Source organism: Flavobacterium sp. 11, assembly GCF_002754315.1.
GTDB lineage: Bacteria > Bacteroidota > Bacteroidia > Flavobacteriales > Flavobacteriaceae > Flavobacterium > Flavobacterium algoritolerans.
In genome coordinates this window covers 2255707-2278090 of sequence record NZ_PEFE01000001.1, presented here as the reverse complement: position 1 = coordinate 2278090, position 22384 = coordinate 2255707, and the positions used below count along the sequence as shown (strand labels likewise).

15 protein-coding genes are annotated in these 22384 nt (G+C 33.4%); 12 read left to right on the top strand and 3 right to left on the bottom strand.

Translation table 11 applies throughout. The features are described 5' to 3' along the window. Positions 1–107 precede the first annotated feature (107 nt). Both CLV00_RS09840 and CLV00_RS09835 read left to right on the top strand, forming a co-directional pair. Complete coding sequence (locus tag CLV00_RS09840; RefSeq protein ID WP_099715012.1) at positions 108–5084, top strand: translocation/assembly module TamB; 4977 nt, start codon at positions 108–110, stop codon at positions 5082–5084. Positions 5085–5187: 103 nt separating this feature from the next. Beyond that, positions 5188–7482, top strand: a complete 2295-nt coding sequence (locus CLV00_RS09835; protein WP_099715010.1) for a BamA/TamA family outer membrane protein — start codon at positions 5188–5190, stop codon at positions 7480–7482. A gap of 72 nt (positions 7483–7554) precedes the next feature. Here the strand turns inward: CLV00_RS09835 and CLV00_RS09830 are convergent, their stop codons facing one another. Continuing rightward, entirely contained in the window at positions 7555–10062 is a 2508-nt protein-coding gene (locus CLV00_RS09830) for a M14 family zinc carboxypeptidase (RefSeq protein ID WP_099715008.1), read from the bottom strand. A gap of 238 nt (positions 10063–10300) precedes the next feature. Between CLV00_RS09830 and CLV00_RS09825 the strand changes: the two genes are divergently transcribed. Both CLV00_RS09825 and CLV00_RS16465 read left to right on the top strand, forming a co-directional pair. Continuing rightward, complete coding sequence (locus CLV00_RS09825) at positions 10301–11728, top strand: L-serine ammonia-lyase (RefSeq protein WP_099715006.1); 1428 nt, start codon at positions 10301–10303, stop codon at positions 11726–11728. Positions 11729–11813: 85 nt separating this feature from the next. After that, the gene (locus tag CLV00_RS16465; RefSeq protein WP_199074790.1) at positions 11814–11984 is read left to right on the top strand and encodes a hypothetical protein; all 171 of its coding nucleotides are present in this window, start codon (positions 11814–11816) and stop codon (positions 11982–11984) included. A gap of 91 nt (positions 11985–12075) precedes the next feature. Here the strand turns inward: CLV00_RS16465 and CLV00_RS09820 are convergent, their stop codons facing one another. Continuing rightward, positions 12076–12507, bottom strand: coding sequence for a 3-methyl-2-oxobutanoate hydroxymethyltransferase (locus CLV00_RS09820; protein WP_099715004.1), 432 nt, complete (start codon positions 12505–12507; stop codon positions 12076–12078). 101 nt (positions 12508–12608) lie between these two features. Between CLV00_RS09820 and panB the strand changes: the two genes are divergently transcribed. The 3 genes from panB (at position 12609) to CLV00_RS09805 (ending at position 14619) form a co-directional block, all read left to right on the top strand. After that, positions 12609–13427 (top strand): 3-methyl-2-oxobutanoate hydroxymethyltransferase, encoded by an 819-nt coding sequence (panB, locus tag CLV00_RS09815; protein WP_099715002.1) that lies wholly within the window; start codon positions 12609–12611, stop codon positions 13425–13427. A 114-nt stretch (positions 13428–13541) separates the two neighbouring features. Further along, positions 13542–13826 (top strand): four helix bundle protein, encoded by a 285-nt coding sequence (locus CLV00_RS09810; RefSeq protein ID WP_367881666.1) that lies wholly within the window; start codon positions 13542–13544, stop codon positions 13824–13826. Positions 13827–13929: 103 nt separating this feature from the next. Continuing rightward, a complete protein-coding gene (locus CLV00_RS09805; RefSeq protein WP_199074788.1) occupies positions 13930–14619 on the top strand; it encodes an RluA family pseudouridine synthase in 690 nt (229 codons plus the stop codon). A 50-nt stretch (positions 14620–14669) separates the two neighbouring features. On the opposite strand, the gene CLV00_RS09800 is transcribed toward CLV00_RS09805, so the two are convergent. After that, positions 14670–15086, bottom strand: a complete 417-nt coding sequence (locus CLV00_RS09800) for a nuclear transport factor 2 family protein (protein ID WP_099714998.1) — start codon at positions 15084–15086, stop codon at positions 14670–14672. Between the two features lie 270 nt (positions 15087–15356). On the opposite strand from CLV00_RS09800, the gene CLV00_RS09795 reads away from it, so the two are divergent. The 5 genes from CLV00_RS09795 (at position 15357) to CLV00_RS09780 (ending at position 22377) form a co-directional block, all read left to right on the top strand. Next, on the top strand, positions 15357–16685 hold the full coding sequence (locus tag CLV00_RS09795; RefSeq protein WP_099714996.1) for an aldehyde dehydrogenase: 1329 nt from the start codon (positions 15357–15359) through the stop codon (positions 16683–16685). Beyond that, positions 16676–17089 carry a nitroreductase family protein gene (locus CLV00_RS16670; protein ID WP_369800935.1) on the top strand — a complete coding sequence of 138 codons (414 nt, stop codon included), beginning with the start codon at positions 16676–16678 and terminating at the stop codon, positions 17087–17089. Before CLV00_RS09795 ends, CLV00_RS16670 begins: the two co-directional genes overlap by 10 nt. A gap of 11 nt (positions 17090–17100) precedes the next feature. Beyond that, positions 17101–17415 carry a nitroreductase family protein gene (locus CLV00_RS16665; RefSeq protein ID WP_369800934.1) on the top strand — a complete coding sequence of 105 codons (315 nt, stop codon included), beginning with the start codon at positions 17101–17103 and terminating at the stop codon, positions 17413–17415. Between the two features lie 32 nt (positions 17416–17447). After that, positions 17448–18230 (top strand): hypothetical protein, encoded by a 783-nt coding sequence (locus tag CLV00_RS09785; RefSeq protein WP_233206880.1) that lies wholly within the window; start codon positions 17448–17450, stop codon positions 18228–18230. A gap of 211 nt (positions 18231–18441) precedes the next feature. Then, on the top strand, positions 18442–22377 hold the full coding sequence (locus tag CLV00_RS09780; RefSeq protein WP_158234596.1) for a PAS domain S-box protein: 3936 nt from the start codon (positions 18442–18444) through the stop codon (positions 22375–22377). Positions 22378–22384 lie beyond the last annotated feature (7 nt).

The window sequence follows — 22384 nt, the reverse complement described above, 5'->3', positions numbered from 1 at the left end:
TAATGTATTTCGTTTTCATTTTTTAATCTTTGTACGCAATCCCATTTGCAGACAAGATTGCAATTCTTATTTAAATTGGTTAATTTTAACCAAAAAATACACCTCATTTGAAAACATACGTAAAGAAAAGTTTAAAAATTTTCCTTTGGATAATAGGAATTATAATCCTGTTGTTCTTAATTCTTTTTGTTGCTATTCAAATTCCTTCTGTTCAGAATTATGCCAAAGATAAAGCAGTAACGTACCTGGAAGGAAAAATCAAAACCAAAGTAAGGGTTGATAGTCTTGAAGTTGAATTCCCAAAAAAAGTAATTCTTAAAGGCGTTTATTTTGAAGACCAAAAAAAAGACACTCTTTTTGCGGGAGAAAAGTTAGCTGCCGATATCAGTCTGTTTCAATTGATAAACAATAAAGTCGAAATCAATTCCTTAGAATTAGTGGGGATTTCGGCACATTTAAATAGAGATTCTAAAGCTGTTTTCAATTTTGATTACATCATAAAAGCATTTGCTTCGCCAGAGAAACAAAAGAGTGATTCGCCACCCATGCAGTTTTCTGTAGAAGAAATTAAGCTCGACCGCATCAAGTTTAAATATACTGATGCCGTCACAAAAAATGATCTTTACGCTAATCTAAAGCATTTTGAAACGAGAATTAAAACTTTCGATTTGAACGAAATGAACTTTGAAATCCCGAAAGCTAAAATCAATGGATTGAAGTTCAAATTAAAGCAAGGTTTGGTTCAGATATCCAATGCGACCAAAGCAGCAGCAATAAAAAACGAATCGGAATCCATTTTAAAATTAAAATTAGGCGAAATTGATTTTGCAAAAATTGATTTCGATTATGAAAGCGAAGAAACCAAGTTATCCACAAATTTTTATTTGAAAAAGCTACTTGCTAAAATTGACAAAATTGACCTTAACAATCAATTCGCAATTATAGAAAGTCTTGATTTAACTGGCGTAGAAGGCGCTTTGACTTTTGATAGATTAGATGTAATCAAACCTAAAAGCGAAGCTACAAATACCGAATCTAACAATTGGGACGTCAAAATAAAGAAAACGGAATTCAAACGGGTGAATTTCCGTTACGACAATAATAATGAGACTCCAGTTCAAAAAGGAATTGATTACAACCATTTGAATCTTACCAATCTAAACTTACAGGTAGACGAACTGAATTACAATTCCGAAAATATTTCCGGACTTGCCAATTCATTAACTGTTAAAGACAAAAGCGGTTTAAATATTCAATCCTTTAATGCGGAATTTTTCTACGGTAAAAAGAATGCTTTCCTTAAAAAATTATATTTAAAAACCCCACAAACGGAACTGAAAGATGAAATTAGAATTGGCTACCCTTCTATTGAATCTTTAGCTAAAAACCCGGGAGAATTAGGTCTTATTGCCAATTTAAAAAAGAGCAAGTTGGGGATTAAAGATATTTTACTTTTTGCACCAACTTTGAATAATACGAATCCGTTTATGAGCAATCCCAATGCGATATTGCTGATTAATGGAACCGTAAAAGGAAAACTAAAAAACATTGAATTTCCAAGTATAGAAATCAGTGGCATTGGAACTACAAAAGTAGCGGCAAGCGGGAGAATCATAGGCTTACCAGATGTAAACAAAGCCTATTTTGATTTGAATATTAAAGACTTGCAATCCGGTTCGAAAGATTTTGTTGGCTTTTTACCAAAAGGAACCATTCCAAATTCGATTCAGTTGCCGGCAAAATTCAGCGCCAAAGGAATTTTTAAGGGAACTATTGCTAATTTCAATACCAATATGAATATCGTAAGTAGTTTTGGAAATGCAAAAATCAAAGCTACATTCGATCAAAGCAGAAAAAATTACGAGAAATACGATGCCCAAACCGAACTTACTAATTTTGATTTAGGGAAATTTATCAAAAACGACTCCATTGAAAAAGTAACTTTAAAAGCCAGTATAAAAGGAACAGGATTTGATCCAAAAACGGCAACAGCATCTTTAAACGGGAATATTCTAAAAGCATATTATAATAAATATACCTACCAAAATGTAGCTGTAAAAGGAAATATTCGCAACGGAAATTTCAATGCAACTGCTTTCGCAAAAGACCCTAATCTAACTTTTGATTTGGTAAGCAGCGGAAGTTTTAAAGACAAATATCCTACCGGAAAACTAAAACTGAATGTGGATATCGCTGATTTGGAAAAACTGAATCTGCACGCTGGCCCATTGAAAATAAGAGGCGTTGTAGATGCTGATATTCAATCGGTAAATCTTGATTACCTCAACGGAACGGTACATGCGCACAACATTACCATAGTCAATGCCAAAGAAGAATTTGTAATTGATTCCATTAGCGCAGTGGCAACCTCCACCTCAGAGAAAAATACATTCGTATTGAAATCACCGTTTTTGGATGTGGACGCCAACGGAAAATACAAGTTGTCAAAAATAGGGACTGCTTTATCAAATTCTATTGCAAAGTATTATGACAGCAAACCAAGTTCCAGAAAAACAGCTGTGGAAAAACAAGAATTTGTTTTTAAAATTGGCGTAAAAGACAGTCCAATTCTATTAAAACTAATTCCTGAATTGAAAAGTCTGGAACCCATTAATATACAAGGAAGATACAACTCTGTCAACGACTCTATAGTTTTGAATGGTACAATTCCGAAATTAATTTATGGCGAAAACACCATTACAAATGCTGTCCTTAAAGTAGATACCAAAGATAATTCGCTTGTTTACAGTTTTATTGTGGATGACATTCAAAACAAACAAATTCAATTGCCACATACCAGTATTTCAGGCAAAGTGCAAAACAACATTGTGGATTATACGTTGCAATTAAAAGATTCAAAAGACAAAGAAAGATACTTAATTGCAGGTACATTAAAAGCTGCGAACGGCAATAATGACATCAATCTTGATCCAAATAATTTATTGCTGAACTATGAATCTTGGAAAATAACGCAAGACAATTTAATTCGCTTTGGCAAAAAAGGAATCTATGCAGATAATTTTGAATTGAGTAAAGATGGAAGCAAAATCCTGATACAATCACAGTCGCAGCAAGCAAATGCACCAATCGCAATTAATTTTAAAGATTTTGACATAAAAACCATTACCAGTATCGTTGAGAAAGATGATTTGCAAATGAGCGGTAAAATCAATGGAAACGCATTGGTCAAAAATATAAGTACCACACCGCTTTTTACTTCAGACTTAAACATTGAAAATTTTACTTTCAAAAAAGATACAATCGGAAACATCAGTATCAAAGTGAATAATGCAATTGCTAACCAATACGATGCTACAATTGCCATTACAGGTCAGGGAAATCAAGTCAATTTAGAAGGAAATTACAAAACGAGTGACAGCAGTTTTGACATGAATCTTGATATTGATAAATTGAACTTAAAAAGTATTCAGGGTTTCACTTTGGATAATATTACTGAAAGTACGGGATTCTTGACAGGGAATTTTAAAATAACAGGAAATACTACCCAACCCAAAGTAGTTGGCGAATTACAGTTCAATGAAATTGGTTTCAAAGTGAAGCAGCTTAATGCAAAATTCAAGTCTTTAAACGATAAAATTGTTTTTACACCTAATGCTATTCTTTTTGACAATTTTATAATTAAGGATGAAAAGAACAATGATTTAGCCATCAACGGAAAGATTGACAGTGAAAATTTCAGCAATTTTGGTTTTGATTTAGCCATCGATGCTGATAATTTCAAAGCCGTCAATTCTAAAGCAAAAGACAATGATATGTATTATGGTGAATTGTACTTGGACAATCATTTGAAACTATCCGGAAATCTAGACAATCCTGTTGTTGAGGGCAATATCAAAATTAACAAAGACACTAAATTCACTATTGTTTTACCACAATCAGATCCGTCAATTGCCGACAGAGAAGGAATTGTAGAATTCATTGACCAAGACAATCCGAAATTAGTCGAGACCATTGTTATGGATGAATTGGACAGTGAAATGGACATAAAAGGAATCAACGCTTCGGTAAATATTGAGATTGATAAAGATGCTGAATTGTCGTTGGTTATTGATAAAGCAAACGGGGATTTCCTAAAATTAAAAGGAGAAGCGCAATTGAACGGCGGAATTGATCCATCCGGAAAAACAACTTTGACAGGAAGATATGAATTATCTGAAGGTAGTTATGAAATGAATTTTAACGCTATCAAAAGAAAATTCGACATTAAAAAAGGAAGTTATATCCTGTGGACTGGTGAACCTACAACGGCTGACATCAATATCACTGCGGTTTATAAAACTGAAGCTGCTCCAATTGATTTGATAAATGATCAATTAGGAGATGTCACCGCCGAAGTGAGAAATACCTACAAACAAAAAATTCCTTTTGAAACCGAATTGAAAATGAATGGCGAATTGATGAAGCCAAACATTTCTTTTGACATCATTCTACCTGATGGAAACAATAGCGTTTCAACAGAAATTATCAATGCGACACAAGCTAAATTGACGCAATTGCGTCAGCAACCGGATGAATTAAACAAACAGGTTTTTGCCTTACTACTGCTGAATCGTTTTATTGGAGAAAACCCTTTTGCCAGTGAAACCGGAGGCACGAGCGTTTCGTCACTAGCAAGAGAAAGTGCCAGTAAAATTTTGTCACAACAACTTAATAATTTGGCGGGCGATTTGATTGAAGGTGTAGAACTTAATTTCGATTTAAATACTTCTGATGATTATACAACGGGTCAACGAGAAAATAAAACCGATTTGAGCGTAGGAATTTCGAAGAAATTATTGAATGACCGATTGAAAGTTACGGTAGGAAGCAGCTTTGGAATTGAAGGGCCACAACAAGTAAATCAAAACGCCAATAATATTGCCGGTGATGTATCGATTGATTATCAACTTTCAAAAGACGGTAGATATAAAATACGAGCGTACCGAATTAATAAATACCAAGTGGCGCTTCAAGGGGAAGTTGTGGAGACAGGAATTGCTTTTATCATCACTATGGATTACAATAAATTCAGTGAATTATTTCGCAAAAGTGAGGCAAAAAAAGCAAAGCGGAAAAATAAATAAAAGTTTTTGCACCATTAAGAAATTAAGAAAACAAACCAATTGATTTTCCTTAATGAAACTTAATTCCTTAATGGTTTAATTTTTTTTAATAAATAATAAATTGATGAACAAGAGCCATATACTATATTTTCTTTTTTTAGCATTGTTCGCTTCATCGTGTAGCAATACGAGATTTCTGCCCGAAGGAGAACTATTGTATACGGGTGCAAAAGTAACCGTTGAAGAAAAGGAAATGTCTAAAAAAGAAAAAAAAGCATTAAAAACGGCATTAAAAGAAGTTCTTAGACCAAAACCAAATTCTTCGATTTTGGGATTAAGACCGAAACTATACATCTATAATTTGGCTGGGACGCCAAAGAAAGAAAAAGGATGGCGCTACTGGTTGAGAACCAAAGTGGGCGAAGCTCCTGTTTTATACAGCCAAGTAGATTTAGAATACAACAAAAGTGTTTTGCAAAACTTTGCCGAAAACAGTGGCTATTTCAATACAAGAACTTCGGCAGATTCAACCCGACATGGTAAAAAAGCAACCGCAGAATACATTGTAAAACCCGGAAAACAATATAAAATTAAAGAAGTAAAATTCCCCACGGATTCTTCCATAATTTCGACTGCAGTTCGCAATACCAGACGAAGAAGTTTGTTAAAAAAAGAAGAAGGTTACAGTCTTGACGCCATCAAAGAAGAAAGAATTCGCATTGATGCCAGACTAAAAGAAAAAGGATTCTTCTATTTTAATCCTGATTATCTTAAAGTGCAAGTAGATACAACTGTTGCAGACCATCAGGTGGATCTTATTGTAAAAGTAAAAGACGAAGCTCCAAAACGAGCAGAGACACCATACAAAATCAATAAAATTATTGTTTATCCAAACTATTCCATTGGTTCTGACAGTGTAAAAAACAATATGGATTCTATCAAAAAATACAATGATTTAACTATTATTGATCCGGAGAATTTATTCAAACCCCGCATTTTTGACAGAGCATTGTATTTCAAAAAAAATGATTTATACAACCGTACCGACCATAATTTATCCTTGAATCGATTAGTAAATCTGGGGACTTTCAAATTTGTGAAAAATCAATTCAGAGTTTCTGATACCACAGGAAATTATCTGGATGCGTATTATTATCTGACGCCATTACCTAAAAAATCAATCCGACTGGAATTATTAGCCAAAACAAACTCCGCTAATTATACCGGAACGGAACTCAATTTAAACTGGAGTAATCGAAATACGTTTAGAGGTGCTGAATTGCTTACCATTTCTGCTTTTGGTGGTGTTGAAGTACAAGTTTCCGGGCAAAACAATGGGTTTAATGTATACCGTATTGGAACCGAAGCAAATTTAGTTTGGCCACGATTAGTAGCGCCTTTTAAACTAAATTCTCCAAGTGGTTTTGTTCCAAAGACGAAGGCAACATTAGGATATGAATTCCAAAACAGAACCAAATTATATTCCCTGCAAACCTTCAAAGGTTCTTTTGGCTATTTATGGAAAGAAAACGAACGAAAAGAACATTTATTCAATGTTACTGAGATTACATACGCCAGTCCGGAAAACGTTACTGCTTTATACCAAGAACAAATTCTGAAAAATGAATCTTTGGGAAAAGTAATTGAAAAGCAATTGATTTTTGGGCCAACTTATTCCTATACCTACACCAATACACTTCAAAAAAGAAAGAAAAATACCTTTTACTACAAAGGGAGTATCGACTTAGCAGGAAATGTGGCAGGAATTGTTTCGGGAGCAAATGTTCGAAAAGGCGATACCATTAAATTATTTGATGTTCCGTTTAGTCAATTTGTCAAAATAGAAAATGATTTTAGACATTACTATAAATTAGGCCCAGATTCTCAAATAGCCAGCCGAATAATTGCAGGTGCTGGATTTGCTTACGGAAACTCCCGTGAAATGCCTTTTATCAAACAGTTTTTCATTGGTGGAACCAATAGTCTACGAGCCTTTAGAGCACGTTCCATTGGTCCGGGAAGTTTTGATGGCGCATCAACCAACACCAATACTTTTTTGCCCGATCAATCCGGTGATATAAAATTGGAATTTAATACCGAATACCGTGCTAAAATTTACGGATTGGTGAAAGGTGCTTTGTTCTTAGATGCTGGGAACATCTGGCTATTGAATGAAAATCCTGATAAACCAGGAGCCAAATTTTCAAAAAAATTCCTGAACGAAATAGCCGTTGGAGCCGGAGCCGGATTGCGTTTCGATTTCTCGTTTTTGATTCTTAGAACAGACCTCGCCTTCCCTATTCGGAAACCATATTTGCCTGATGGCGATCGTTGGGTTTTGGATCAAATCAACTTTGGAAGTGGCGCTTGGCGAAAAGAAAATTTAATTTTCAACTTGGCTATTGGCTACCCTTTTTAAAACAATACAATCTGGATAAAAAAAAGAGCACGATAATTATCGTGCTCTTTTTGTATGATAAATATTCAAATTTTAGTCCACCAAGAATAATGCATTACTGAACAATAAATTTCCGTTTTCCCAGAAACCTCTAAACAATGGATTATCAACCATATAAATTACTTCGCCATTTTCTTTCTTATCGACAGCAAAGCTTACTGTATTATTCAATTTCTTTTTGATTTCATTACCAACAAAACCGTAACTCTTATAATCTTTAGGCACGTAAACAACATTTGTTGCCTTTTTCAATAATGAATAATGTCTGTCATCCGTTTTTAAGCTGAAATATTTATCTCCTAAACCAAAAGACATTGGATGTGTTTTATTCAAAAGATTCTCAATGATAGCCCCAGGAATCGATTTAGAAATATACCTGCGTTCAGTATCTTGGAAATCTAAGAATCGTTCTTTTAATTCATTTTCAGAGTCTTCTTTTTCAGAGCTAAGTTTGTCTTCATCCGTAGCAAAAGGACTCAAAGCATATCCTTCTTTTCCTTCAAATAAACTAAGGGCACTATTCATGGCAATCACTTTTCCACCATTTTTAACCCATTCTGCAATTTGTTTCTGTTGTTCTTCAGAGAAATTGTAATAGCCATCAGGCAATATCAATGTGTTGTAATTGTATAATTTTATTCTTTTAAAATTATCCGCATCCACAACACTTACCGGATAACCCACCGTTTCTTCCAGATAATACCAAACAGAACCAAATTCAGTAGAACCAACTCCTTTGCCTGACAATAAAACAATTTTTGGAGCTTTTAATAAATTGAAATTTTCACCACCAACATCTTTAGAATTCGAAGAAAAACCAGTTAAGATGTAATTAAAATCTGTTTTTATTTTCACAAGATCAGTAATCGTTTTTTCAAAGTCAACAACATTAGGATTGTCAGTTTTCGTAACCAGTAAACCTCCCGGCTCAACAGTTGTATCCCCAAAAATCGCTTTTTTCATCGCTGATCGCACCTTGATATTATTTTGGTGCAACAAAGATAAAACCTGAGCTGAGATTCTGTTATTCCACGGAATATGAAATGCATATACATTTTTAGGAATCGTTTTTTCCAGCGCTTCAATTGACGCTTTTGTTTTAATGGCTAAACTATTTTTTACCGCATATCCTTCAACTCCATACGCCAAAGGCAATGCCCAAGAGGTAATGTCATACGATAAACTGTCATTTAGTTTTTGGTTCGGTTCAAAAAGCACTTGTGCAAAAACGGCTTTTTGTTGGTCTACTTTTACAATCAAATCATTCGGTTCAATCGTAAAACCTTTCTCTGACTTAGTGTTGTAATTGAATCCCGAAGCTTTTTGACTAGCATCGGCATAACTGAATTCTACATTATTTTTTTTCAACAAATCCGCCATTTGAATTAATTTCGGATTGTTTTTCATCACATACATTTTATAATTTCCCTTAACTGTTTTTCGAGAATTATTCATAAAACCTCTGAATCCTTTCAACAAAACATCCGCTTGTGATGCCGCCGATTCCACAACCGTTAAAACAGCCGTTGCGTGATGCGTCAATCGGTCTTTAATAGTCAAATTGATTCCGTTACTCATCACAACTTCTCTTCCTGCTCCTATTCCTCCTTGCTCCAATGTCATTCCTACTGCTCCGTTATAAGTAGGATATGTATCACCATAACTTGGATAAAACAAATCAAAACGTTCCCCGGTATTGTACATCCAGTTTTGAGCATCGAATTTCTTAGAAATGTTTTTCCCTAAAGTGTAATGAAAATCTTTTTGATACTTTTCAATGTATTCGTGCAAAGGTTCTGCTGATGGGGGAAAGAAATACGGAGAATTATATCCCATTTCGTGCACATCAGTATGAACTTGAGGCATCCATTGGTTGTATAATGCAATACGCTGTTGGGTTTCCGGTTGTGTTTGCCACGCCCAGTCTCTATTTAAATCAAAAATATAATGGTTGTATCTACCACCTGGCCAAACTTCCATGTGTTCTCTGTCTGACAATTCAGGATGCGTTTTTTTACCTGAAATCTCTCTTAACCAATTTCCGTATCTGGAATATCCATCAGGATTAATGCATGGATCAAGGATTACAATCGTATTCTCTAGCCACTTTTTAGTTTCTGCATTCGAAGGATTTACTAATTCATAAGCCACTGTCATCGCGCTTTCGGTTCCTGCAAATTCATTTCCGTGAACATTAAAACTCAACCATACAATTAACTTATCGCCAATCATTTGAGATTTATTCTCGGATAAACCAATGGCGGCTAAATTGTTATTTCGAATTTGTTCTAAATTAGCCAAGTTATCCGGACTGGAAATAAAATACACATTCAAATCCCTTTGTTCCGGTGTTACACCATATTTCTGATGTTTGATAAAAGTGGACTTTTCCGTAAGATGCTTGAAATAATTTTCAGCCTGATGATAATAGGTAATTTGTTTTCCGTAATTGGGTAAAAATTGAGAAGGACTTTGCACTTGCGAATGAACACTTAGCACCAAAGTTAGCATTAGATAAAAAGAAAAAACGGTCTTTTTCATATTTTTTTGGGTTAGTTATGCTTCAAAAATAGCCATTTAACAAGTATTGCACAAGCTAAATTTCGGATTAGTGAAATATTGATTTTACTAATCCTCAAGTTTTTATTAATTCATTTTTTCTTGAAGAATAATAACAATACGGCAATATTCATTATTAAATAAACAATATTATTCTATTTTAGATTAGTATCATTGCTACATTCTATTATATTTGCAGACAACAAAATTCACACTACAGATGGAAGAATGTATCTCAGTTTTTGACATGCTAAAAATTGGTGTAGGACCTTCGAGTTCGCACACACTTGGACCTTGGAGAGCTGCAGAACGCTTTCTTAGTGAATTGAGAAACGAAAATTTACTTCATACTGTAAACCGGGTAAAAATAGATTTATACGGCTCCCTTTCGTTAACCGGAAAAGGACACGCCACGGATTTAGCCGTAATGCTGGGTTTAAGCGGGCAAGATCCGGAATACATTCCAGTGGAAAATATTGATGCAATCATTAAATCCATTGAATCCAAAAACGAAATCAATTTAGGAAACGAAAAACCAATTCCTTTTTATTTCCTCCAAGACATCGTTTTCAATAAAAACTTCCTTCCTTTTCATGCCAATGGAATGACTTTTACAGCTTATATGACGGATGATAGCGAATACGTTTCTACCTTTTATTCTATTGGTGGCGGATTTGTGGTCAAAGAAGAACGCATCAACGCCAAAAAGAAAATCCAGATAAAATGTGCTTTTCCGTATCCTATTGACAAAGCATCCGAACTATTGGATTATTGCAAAAAAGAAAACAAATCCATATCGGAAATCGTTTATGAAAACGAAAAATCGATGCGTACCGAAGCTGTTATCGATCATGAATTGATGCGCATTTGGAAAACGATGCTCGAATGCATGTACATTGGTTGCCATTCTGAAGGGATTCTTCCAGGCGGATTAAATGTGCGTCGCCGTGCTTTTGATATGCACCAAAACCTCATCGGTCTAGCCAATTATGATTCGCCTCAAAGCTGGCTCGAAGAAATTAGAAAAACAGAAGTGAAATTTCGCCAAATCCTGAAATGGGTTTCTTGTTTTGCCCTTGCGGTAAATGAAGTAAACGCTGCTTTAGGGCGCGTGGTTACTGCTCCAACGAATGGAAGTGCAGGCGTTATCCCAGCTGTTTTGATGTATTATTTAGTGATTGAAAACCACAATGCTGGAGAAAAAGAAATCAAACAATTCCTGATGGTTGCCGGAGAAATAGGCAGTATTTTCAAGAAAGGCTCTACAATATCCGCAGCAATGGGTGGTTGTCAAGCCGAAATTGGTGTTTCTTCCTCGATGGCCGCAGCCGCTTTATGCGAATTGATGGGCGGAACTCCTGAACAGGTTTTAATGGCTGCCGAAATTGCCATGGAACATCATTTGGGATTGACTTGTGATCCTATTGGCGGTTTGGTTCAGATTCCGTGTATCGAAAGAAATACAATGGGTGCCATAAAAGCCATTAATGCTGCTGAACTAGCTTTAGAAACCGACCCAAAAAACGCAAAAGTACCTTTGGATAAAGTGGTAGACACAATGTGGCAAACTGCCAAAGATATGAATAATAAGTACAAAGAAACTTCTGAAGGTGGATTAGCCATTGCCGTAAATCTGGCAGATTGTTAAATTTAATAATACAAATTTAAAACACTGATAATCTATAATTCAACTATTTACAGTATATTTAATACCTATTCTTAAACCGGAAATAATGGAAATTAATTGGATAATAGTCAGCATTGTAATCATTTGTGTGCTTATTTTGATTGTATTTCTTATTAGAAAAAATCAAAAAGAAAAAAAGAAATACACTCATTTCTTGAACAATGATTACAAAAAAGCAAAGGAAGAAGAATCAGACTTGAATGACGACACGTATTGATTTATATTGTTAAACTCTTTTGAAAATCCACAGAAATCATTTCACTTTTCATGAAACAAAATTCATTATTTCATGAAAAGTGAAACCAAAACTACTTTCTTCGGGTATCAATAAGATGAACGATTTTCCAAATGTTATCTTTTTTGAAAAGCGTAAAAGCATTCACCCCTTTATGACTTAATTTACCATTCATATAAAACTCATAAGGCGTCCAAGCGTGTGCCATAACGCCATCCACTTGAATGGAATAACTCATAATTTTTTCCTGAAACTTTAATTCAGCAGGAATAGAAGCTATCGATTTAAAAAATACTTGTGGCTTTTCATTGGATAATTTGGTGCCTTTAGCATTCTCGCTAATAGATTGTAAAATCATTGTATCCTCACAAAGAGCCTGTAATTTCAGAGTATCTTTGGCATGAAAAGCCTCGAAAAAAGTATCAACCACTTTTTGAATTTCTTGATTTTGAGCCTGAGAATTTGCCGAGATGAACAATACTATCAATACTACTATTTTACGCATAATTACTTTTTTAATAAATTGGTATTACAAATAACATTACTGTTACATTTTTGAGTTAAAAATATACATTTTATTACCTTTACAATCTTAAAACAACAAATATGTCTGTCGCAAAAAAAGATTATAAAAGGATTACTACAAAATCACTGATTGAGATGAAAGCTAATGGAGAGAAAATTTCCATGCTTACAGCATACGATTATACCATGGCAAAGATCGTTGATACTGCCGGAATTGATGTCATTTTAGTGGGTGACTCTGCATCGAATGTAATGGCCGGTCACGAAACGACTTTGCCAATTACTTTGGACCAAATGATTTATCACGCGTCATCTGTGGTGAGAGCTATAGAAAGAGCATTGGTTGTCGTGGATTTACCTTTTGGAAGTTACCAATCAGATCCTAAAGAAGCATTGCGTTCTGCCATCAGAATTATGAAAGAAAGTGGTGGTCATGCCGTAAAACTGGAAGGTGGTAAAGAAATTAAAGATTCAATCAAGAAAATATTAAACGCAGGAATTCCAGTGATGGGACATTTGGGTTTAACACCACAATCTATTTATAAATTTGGAACCTATACAGTTCGTGCCAAAGAAGAGGAAGAAGCAGATAAACTTATTGAAGATGCTAAATTATTGGAAAGATTAGGTTGTTTCGGATTAGTGTTAGAAAAAATTCCTGCTCATTTAGCCGAGAAAGTTGCCCAAAGTATTTCTATTCCAGTAATTGGGATTGGTGCAGGTGGCGGAGTTGACGGACAAGTTTTGGTGATTCACGACATGTTAGGAATGAACAATGAATTTAGCCCGCGTTTCTTAAGAAGATACATGAATTTATACGAAGGAATGACAACTGCCATCGGTCAATATGTTGCCGATGTGAAATCAAGTGATTTTCCTAATTCAAGCGAGCAATATTAAAATTAGACTTCTTAGATTATTGGATTGTTAGACTAAAAAAAGTAGAAATGCATCGATTTAAGGATTTAGAGATTTGGAAAAAAAGTAGATTTTTTTTGTTCTAAAATTTATAAAGTGACTTTGTCTTTTCCTAACGATGAAAAATTTGGGCTAACAAATCAATTAAGAAGAGCTGCTGTTTCTATTCCGTCTAATATTGCTGAAGGATCATCAAGACAATCTAATAAGGACTTTGCACGATTTTTAGAAATTGCCATCGGTTCAGCTTATGAAGTTGAAACACAAATTCTTATTTCATCCGATTTAGGTTTTATCACTCCCGAAGATTTAATAGAATTATCAAATATGCTAAACGAAATTATTAAAATGACTTCAAGATTTAGAGCAACTTTATTATAGACTTTCTTAGATTTTCAGACTGCAAGACTTGTTTAAGAATCTAACTATCTAAAAAGTCTAACTTGTCTAAAAATCTAAGAAGTCTAAAAATCTAAAAATCCAAATGAAAATAGTTTCGAATAAAAACAACCTTCAAGTGCTACACGAAGACAATCACCTTATTGTGGTAAACAAACGTGTAGGCGATATTGTGCAGGGTGATAAAACGGGTGATAAACCATTGTCTGATGTGGTGAAAGAATACATCAAAGATAAGTACAACAAACCTGGAGAAGTATTTCTGGGTGTGGTGCATCGTTTGGATAGACCGACAACTGGAATAGTCGTTTTTGCCCGAACGAGTAAAGCGTTGACGAGAATGAATGAGTTGTTCAGTAACCGTGAAACCAAAAAAACGTATTGGTGTATTGTCAAAAATAAACCTTCAAAGCCTGAGGATAAATTGGTTCATTTTCTAAAAAGAAACGAGAAGAACAACACTTCAAAAGCACATTTAAAAGAAGTTCCCGAAAGTAAACTTGCCAGTTTAGATTATAAAATCATTAAGGAACTCAATAATTATTTTGCTCTGGAAATCAATCTTCACACGGGGAGACACCATCAAATTCGGGCTCAACTTTCTGCAATTGGTTCACCGATAAAAGGCGATTTAAAATATGGTTTTGACCGAAGTAATCCTGATGGCGGCATTCATTTGCACGCCAGAAAACTAGTTTTTGTACATCCTGTTACCAAAGAAAATATAGAAATCATTGCACCAACACCTGATGATGTGATTTGGAATGCTATTTAGAAAACTAATTTCATCTAAAACTGTTGTTACATCTCTCACTATATAAAAACCTAACTAGAATGGTCTACTACGATTTTCCAGCCTTCTTTAAATTTTTCGACTAATAAAGTAAAAAATCCTTTTTGTTCCCCTTTTTCCATTTGCAAATTCCAACCTCCTAAAACGAAAGCATATTTTTTATCAATCATTTTAATTTGTATGATATCAAAAGTTAGGTTACCCATAGCGGCTTTGTCAGGATAGACTTGCTGATAGACTTGTAAGTTTTTTTCCCAGCCGTAAAACGGTCCTGTTTTTCCAACAAATAGTAAAGAATCGGATTTTAAATAACCTTGCATATATCCAATCATATCCCCATTATTCCAATCTAAACGTTGCTTTTCTAGGACTGCTTTAATTTCTTTCTCTTGAGCAATTGATAAATAACTACAAAACAAGAGCATTATTGATAAAATATTTTTTTTCATTTTTTACGATTTGTATTAACTTTAATTTTATTAGAGATAACCTTCATCCCTTTTCATCAATCAAATATATTCAAAACATCGCGTTCATTCCCACTTAATTTTATGAAACATTGTAATATAAAAATACTTGAACTGCTTTTTATTCTTTTTTATATTTTACCTTAAAAAAATGTAGCATTAACTAATTATTCCTGTTTTTTTTGTTTTTTTATTTCGGATATAGAGTGGGTTTAAAATAATATTTATGTAATTTTAAATTAAAATCATCCAATGAAGTATCATACAGAAATTGCTTTCCGAAAAGAGTCCCTTAAAAAATTATTGCACAACATTATAGAAAATGAAGAGGCAATAATCAAGGCTTTGTATGATGATTTTAAGAAACCTGCATTTGAAGCCGTTTTAACTGAAACTAATTACGTCATCAGTGATTTAAAAGAGACGATAAAAAACATCGATTCTTGGGCGAAGCCAAAAAGAGTTTTCCCTTCATTTTTAAATTTCCCTTCTTCTGATTACGTCTACAGTGAACCTTACGGCAATGTTTTAATACTTTCACCGTGGAATTATCCGTTTCAATTGGCTTTATGTCCCCTTGTTGCCGCTGTTGCCGCAGGGAATAAAGTGACTTTAAAACCATCTGAACTCACTCCGAATACTTCGAATATCATTTCTAAAATTATCACTGAAACGTTTGCTGTAAAAGATGTTGTGGTTGTCACGGGAGATGCCACAATTGCACAGGAATTATTAAATCAACGCTGGGACTATATTTTTTTCACGGGAAGTGTCGCTGTTGGAAAAATAGTGGCAAAAGCAGCTGCCGAAAACTTAACGCCCGCTACCCTGGAATTAGGCGGAAAAAGTCCTTGCATAGTTGACGAAACCGCTAATTTAGAATTAAGCGCGCGACGCATTGTATGGGGGAAAATCATAAACGCCGGACAAACCTGTGTTGCACCTGATTATATTTTGGTACACCAAAAAATGAAAGATACTTTCGTAAAATTATTAATTCAAGAAATTCAAAAAGCACTTGGAACAAACCCGGAAGAATCATCTGATTTTGCGAGAATCATCAATTTTAAAAATTGGGAACGTCAATTACGTTTATTGGAAAATCAAGAAATACTTTTTGGCGGACAATCTAACAAAGAGACATTATACCTTGCTCCCACTTTACTTGACGAGCCAAAAATGGATAGTTTAGTGATGACAGAAGAAATTTTTGGCCCAATACTCCCAATACTTTCTTATGAATCAAAAGCTGATATTGAAAAAATAATTTCGAGCTTCGAAAAACCATTATCCCTGTATTTATTTTCCCAAAACAAATCCTTTATCGATGAAGTGTTGCAAAAATATTCTTTCGGTGGTGGTTGCATCAATGATACCGTAATTCATTTGGCCAATAATCGCCTGCCTTTTGGCGGTGTTGGAAATTCCGGAATGGGAGCGTATCATGGAAAATTAAGTTTTGATATTTTTTCCCATAAAAAAGCAATTGTAAAAAAAGGGACTTGGCTCGATTTACCGATGCGTTATGCGCCCTATAAAGACAAATTAAAAACCATTCAAAAAATATTAAAATGGTTGTAACCAATGAAAAATCAGTAAGTGAGGCCATAAAATACAGGCGATCCGTTCGGGTTTTTAAAAACGAAGCTATTGATGAGCAAAAAGTAAAAGAATGCATTCAATTAGCGACTTTGGCACCCACGAGCAGTAATATGCAACTTTGGGAATTCTACCATATTGTTTCGCCAGAAATAATACAAGAAATAGCAAAAGCCAGTTTTGATCAGAATGCTGCAAAAACAGCACAACAAATAGTGGTTGTTCTGGCGAGGAAAGATTTATGGCGCAAAAGAGTACAATCGAATATTGCACATCTAAAAACTCAATATGGTAATAAGCCCGAAGCGGATTATTCGAAAAGAGAAAAATTTGCTTTGAATTACTATCAGAAAATTATTCCGACCCTTTATTTTGATTTTTTTTAGGAATTATCGGCATGATAAAATTTCTTGTTTTTCAAGTTATTGGAATATTCAAACCCATCTACAGACAAGCCAGACAAAGCGACATGCGCATTGTAGCACAAAAAAGTGCGGGACTTGCAGCACAGAATTTTATGATAAGCATGGCGGCCATAAATTATGATACGTGTCCAATGGAAGGTTTTGATTCGCTGAGAATTAAAAAAATATTACATTTACCGGCTCGTTCAGAAATAAACATGATTTTAGGCTGCGGAATAAGAGAAGAACAAGGCGTTTACGGGGAACGATTTAGAGTTCCTTTTGAAGAAGTCTATTTTAAAATATAAAAAACTAACAAACCAAATAATACCAAAACCAAATGATTAAAACTACACAAGACCGTATTGAGGAAATAAAAAAGAATGGATACACCTTAGATTTTGGAAATGTTTTCAACCATGCATTCGAAAATTATAAAAAAATTGCAGTGTATGGCGGTTTAATATTTTTTGTTTTTGCAATAGTCATGAGTCTTTTAGCTCTTGTTGTACTCTTCTCCATTTTTGACGCAGAAACTGTTTTAGAAAAATTAAAACCAGAAAATTTACAGCCGGAGAATTTAAGTTTAGACTCCATGTTAATTTTCTCAGGAGTCTCTCTTTTAATAACGTGTTTGCTTAGCCCTTTTTCTGCTGGTTTAATAAAAATGGCATATTGTGCCGAAAGAGACGATGAATTTCATGTATCAACAATGTTTGAGTATTACAAAGCACCTTATTTCAAGGAACTGTTTATAGCAACATTTTTGATTACTATCGTTAACTCCATACTATCAGGTATTCTAAATTATATACAAATACCAGTTCTTGAAGTTGTTTTTTCAGTAACGATTGCCTTGTTTACCATCTTAATGATTCCACTAATCATTTTTGGAAAGCTGAAAGCTGTTGAAGCAATCCAAGCCAGTATTGTAATTGTTTCTAAACAACCTTTAGTAATATTGGGACTACTTGTCATTGGAGTTATAGCATCTTTGGTAGGATTTATAGGATGTTGCATCGGAATCGTTTTTACAATCCCATTTATGTACTCATTGTATTATGCTCTTTACAGCGAAATAATTGGGTTTGATCCTGAAACTGAAGTTGAAAATAGAAACTAAAAACATTTTTTATAGCTAAAAACCAAAATTTAATTTTACTGAATTTTGGTTTTTATTTGAAATTAATCCTTACATTGAAATCAATATCAAGGTAGAACCCCAAATCTAGTCATTCAAATCTAATCAAAATACTTCTATGGTGTTATACTGTAGCCTATTGACTATTTACAACTCAAAATTAGTTTTATTTTGGGCTTCTAATCTTTTAACGATGAATACTCTTTTATGGCTAATAATTGCTGCTTTATTTGTTTTTTTGGGGTATAAAATTTATACCATCAAATCTACTTTAAGAAGCAAACTTTTAAAAAAAGGAGTTGAAACGGTTACAAAAAGCAAAGAATACCAACTTTATTTACTCTTTTTAGGCATCATCCTTCCTGCAATAGAAGTGATTTTTGAAATTTTTAAAATTAGACCTGTAAGTCTATTAGTGCCAAACTGTACTATTGGCTTTTCTTTAATTTTATTGTATTTCATAAGTACCAGATCTATTATTGTATTTAGGCACATCAAACAAATTTTCATTGCGCTGTTCATAATCTATTTTTGTTTTATAGCCCGTAATCTAATTTATTCGCCAAGTGATGTTATCCCTATAACCGCTTTTGTAGTTTGTTTTTACTTTGCGTACAATGTATTACGACCTATAAAAGTGTACTGGTTTTTTGTTACATCCGTTTTTATCTTCATAGGTATCTCTTATGTTTTAGAAGCAATACCGTTAAAAACTAATATTGCACTATTTATTTATTGTTCTATAATTCTGATTATAAATTACATTCATCACGTATCATTATTAAATATTGATGTTGAATTTCGTTTTAACAATCAAATTATCAATAAAGGAAATTCACTTATTCTGGCAACAAATAAAAAAGGTGAAATTGTTTTTTGCAGCGAAAATGTGGAAACTATTTTAGGATATACCGTTGATCAGGTTATGGGATTGGGTTACTGGAAACTAACCGAAGACCCTGAATTTTATGGGGAAGATTATCACACTAAATTTAAGGTTGACAGAATGTTTATCCGAAAAATTAAATGTAAAAATGGAGAATACAAGCACATACAATGGAATGACAAAAGATTTTCAGACGATTTAATTATAGGTATTGGTCAGGATGTAACCAATGAAGTTCATTTGCAAAGTCAATATGAAAATTTAATTCAAAATGCTATTGACCTTATTTTTGAGGTAGATGAAAATGGCAATTTTACCTTCATTAATGAATTTACAATCAAAACTTTAGGTTTCAAAAAAAAAGAAATACTAACCAGACATTATTTAGAATTCATACGCGAAGATTACTGCAACAGCATCATGGATTTTTACCAAAACCTGTTAGAAAATGAGCAAAACTTCCCTACGATTGAATTTCCATTATTGAAGAAAAACGGAGAAGAAATATGGGTTTCCCAAAAAGTAATCATTAATCGAAATGACACTGGAAAAATAATAGGATACTCCGGTATTGCTAGAGATATTACAAAATTCAAGGATATTGAATTTGAAAATAAAATTCGTCAGAAAAAAGTAGAAGAATACAACAAAACGATTAAAAAACTATCGACTACAAACTTTAGTAATTACAAAAATCTAGACCTTAGCATAATGCAAATCATTGAATCTGCTGCAAAAGTCAGTAAATGCTCTCGCGTTAGTTATTGGAATTATACCGAAGATGTAATTACTTGTAAAAATTTATATGAATTAGAAACCAATACCTATAGCAAAGGATATGTTTTAGAAAAAGAAAATTATCCTATTTACTTTGAATCCATAAAAAGTAAAAAGCAAATTTGTGCGCCAGATGTTTTAGACAAATGGGAATTATCTGAATTTATAGAAAATTATTTTCTAAAATACGATATCAAATCACAACTCGATATTCCGATTTTTATCAATGGGGAATTAATGGGAACCATCAGTTTTGAAACTTCAAAACATAAAAGAAATTGGGATAATGACGATATTATTTTCGCCAGAACAATTTCGGACATTGTATCATTGACCATAATTTCGCACAGTAGATATGAAGCTGAGAAAAAATTAGAATACAAGAGCGACCTTTTATCAGCAATGGCACTGTGTACAGAGAAGTTTTTAAACAGTAAAGATATAAATGATATTTTCTCGGATGTACTCATTATTATGGGAAAAGCAACAAAAGCCCATCGAGCCTATTACTATGAGAATGATGAAGATACTGGATTAATAAGTCAAAAATACCGTTGGATAATACACAATATAAAACTAACTGAGAATAATGTAAAGCTTCAAAATTTACCATACGAGTACTTTGAAGAGCTAATAACACCACTTTTAAACAATAAAATATACAGAGCTATAATTCCTAAAATTGAAAATATTTCTTTGAGGAATAAATTAGCAAATGTAGATGTGGTTTCATTGATTCTTTTTCCAATTTTTGTGAGAAACAAATTCCATGGTTTTTTAGGATTTGATGATACCCAAAATGAACGAGTATGGTCAGAGGATGAAGTTAATATTTTACAAACATTAGCCAGTAACATCGCCTCTTCTATTGAGCGTCTTGCTAACGAGACAGCTATAAATGAAAGTGAAGAAAAGTTCCGATTATTAGCCAATAATATTCCCGGAACCGTTTATTTATCTAATTATGATGAAAATAACACTAAAATTTACATTAATGATGAAATTGAAAAACTAACAGGATATGCAAAATCAAATTTCCTGAATGATCAATTATCTTTCATTGACTTAATTCATCCAGAAGATAAAGCAATTACAATTGCAGCACAAAAAAATGCCATAGAAAACAAAAGAGCCATTCACTTAACGTACCGAATTATACATAAAGACAATCATATTGTTTGGGTAGAAGAGTTTGGGGATGCAATTTACAAAGAGGGAAAAATTGCATTTATTGAAGGTATTTTTATTGATATTACGGAGAGAAAAAAAACAGAAACCGTTGTACAGCAAAAGGAATTAGCTGAAGCAGCCAACAGGGCAAAATCAGAATTCTTGGCAAATATGAGCCACGAAATTAGAACGCCTTTGAACGGAATTATTGGTTTTACTGATTTATTGATGAATACGAATCTGGGAGTAACCCAAGGGAAATATATCACCACGGTAAATCAATCGGCACATTCTTTATTGGACATCATCAATGACATTCTGGATTTTTCAAAAATTGAAGCCGGAAAACTGGATTTATTTATAGAGAAATATGATATTGGAGAAATGTTAGGTCAAATTATTGATTTAATATTATATGAATCCAATCAAAAAAGATTAAACTTAAAACTCAATATAGCCTCCGATATTCCTAAATATTTTTGGGTAGACAGCGTACGTTTAAAACAAATATTGATTAATCTGCTTGCCAATGCAGTAAAATTCACAGAAAAAGGTTCGATACAATTAGATGTAACCGTCATTGAAAAAATAGACGATTCTAATGCTAAAATTCGTTTTGCAGTAATTGACACCGGAATCGGGATTTTAGAACAGAATAAAAAGAAAATATTTCAGGCATTTTCCCAAGAAGACAGCTCAACGACCAGAAAATTTGGTGGTACGGGATTGGGATTAACCATTTCGAACCAATTATTAGGTTTAATGAATAGCCATTTACAACTAGAAAGCGAAATTGATACCGGCAGTACTTTTTATTTTGATTTGAATTTAAAAACCAGCAACGAACCAGAAGAAAAAGGTAGCCTATTTGAAACTGATTTCGATTCTATTAAAGATATAGTCGTTAAAAGAAATATCAGTATCAAAAAAATCAAAATAATGATTGTTGAAGATAACAAAGTCAATATGTTATTGCTAAAAACAATTATTAAAAACTTATATATAAATCCGGTTATTTCTGAAATTACAAATGGCAAAGATGCTGTAGATCAATTTGAAGCATTAAATCCAGATATTATTTTTATGGATATCCAAATGCCTATCATGAATGGATATGAAGCTACCCAATTAATCAGAACTTTAAAATCAGGGCAAAACGTACCTATTATTGCTATAACTGCTGGTACCGAAAAAGAAGAAAAAGAAAAATGCCTCAAAGCGGGAATGAATGATTATATCCCAAAACCAATTATAAAAGGAATCATTGAAGAAACAATTTCTAAATGGACTAGTTAACATCTTC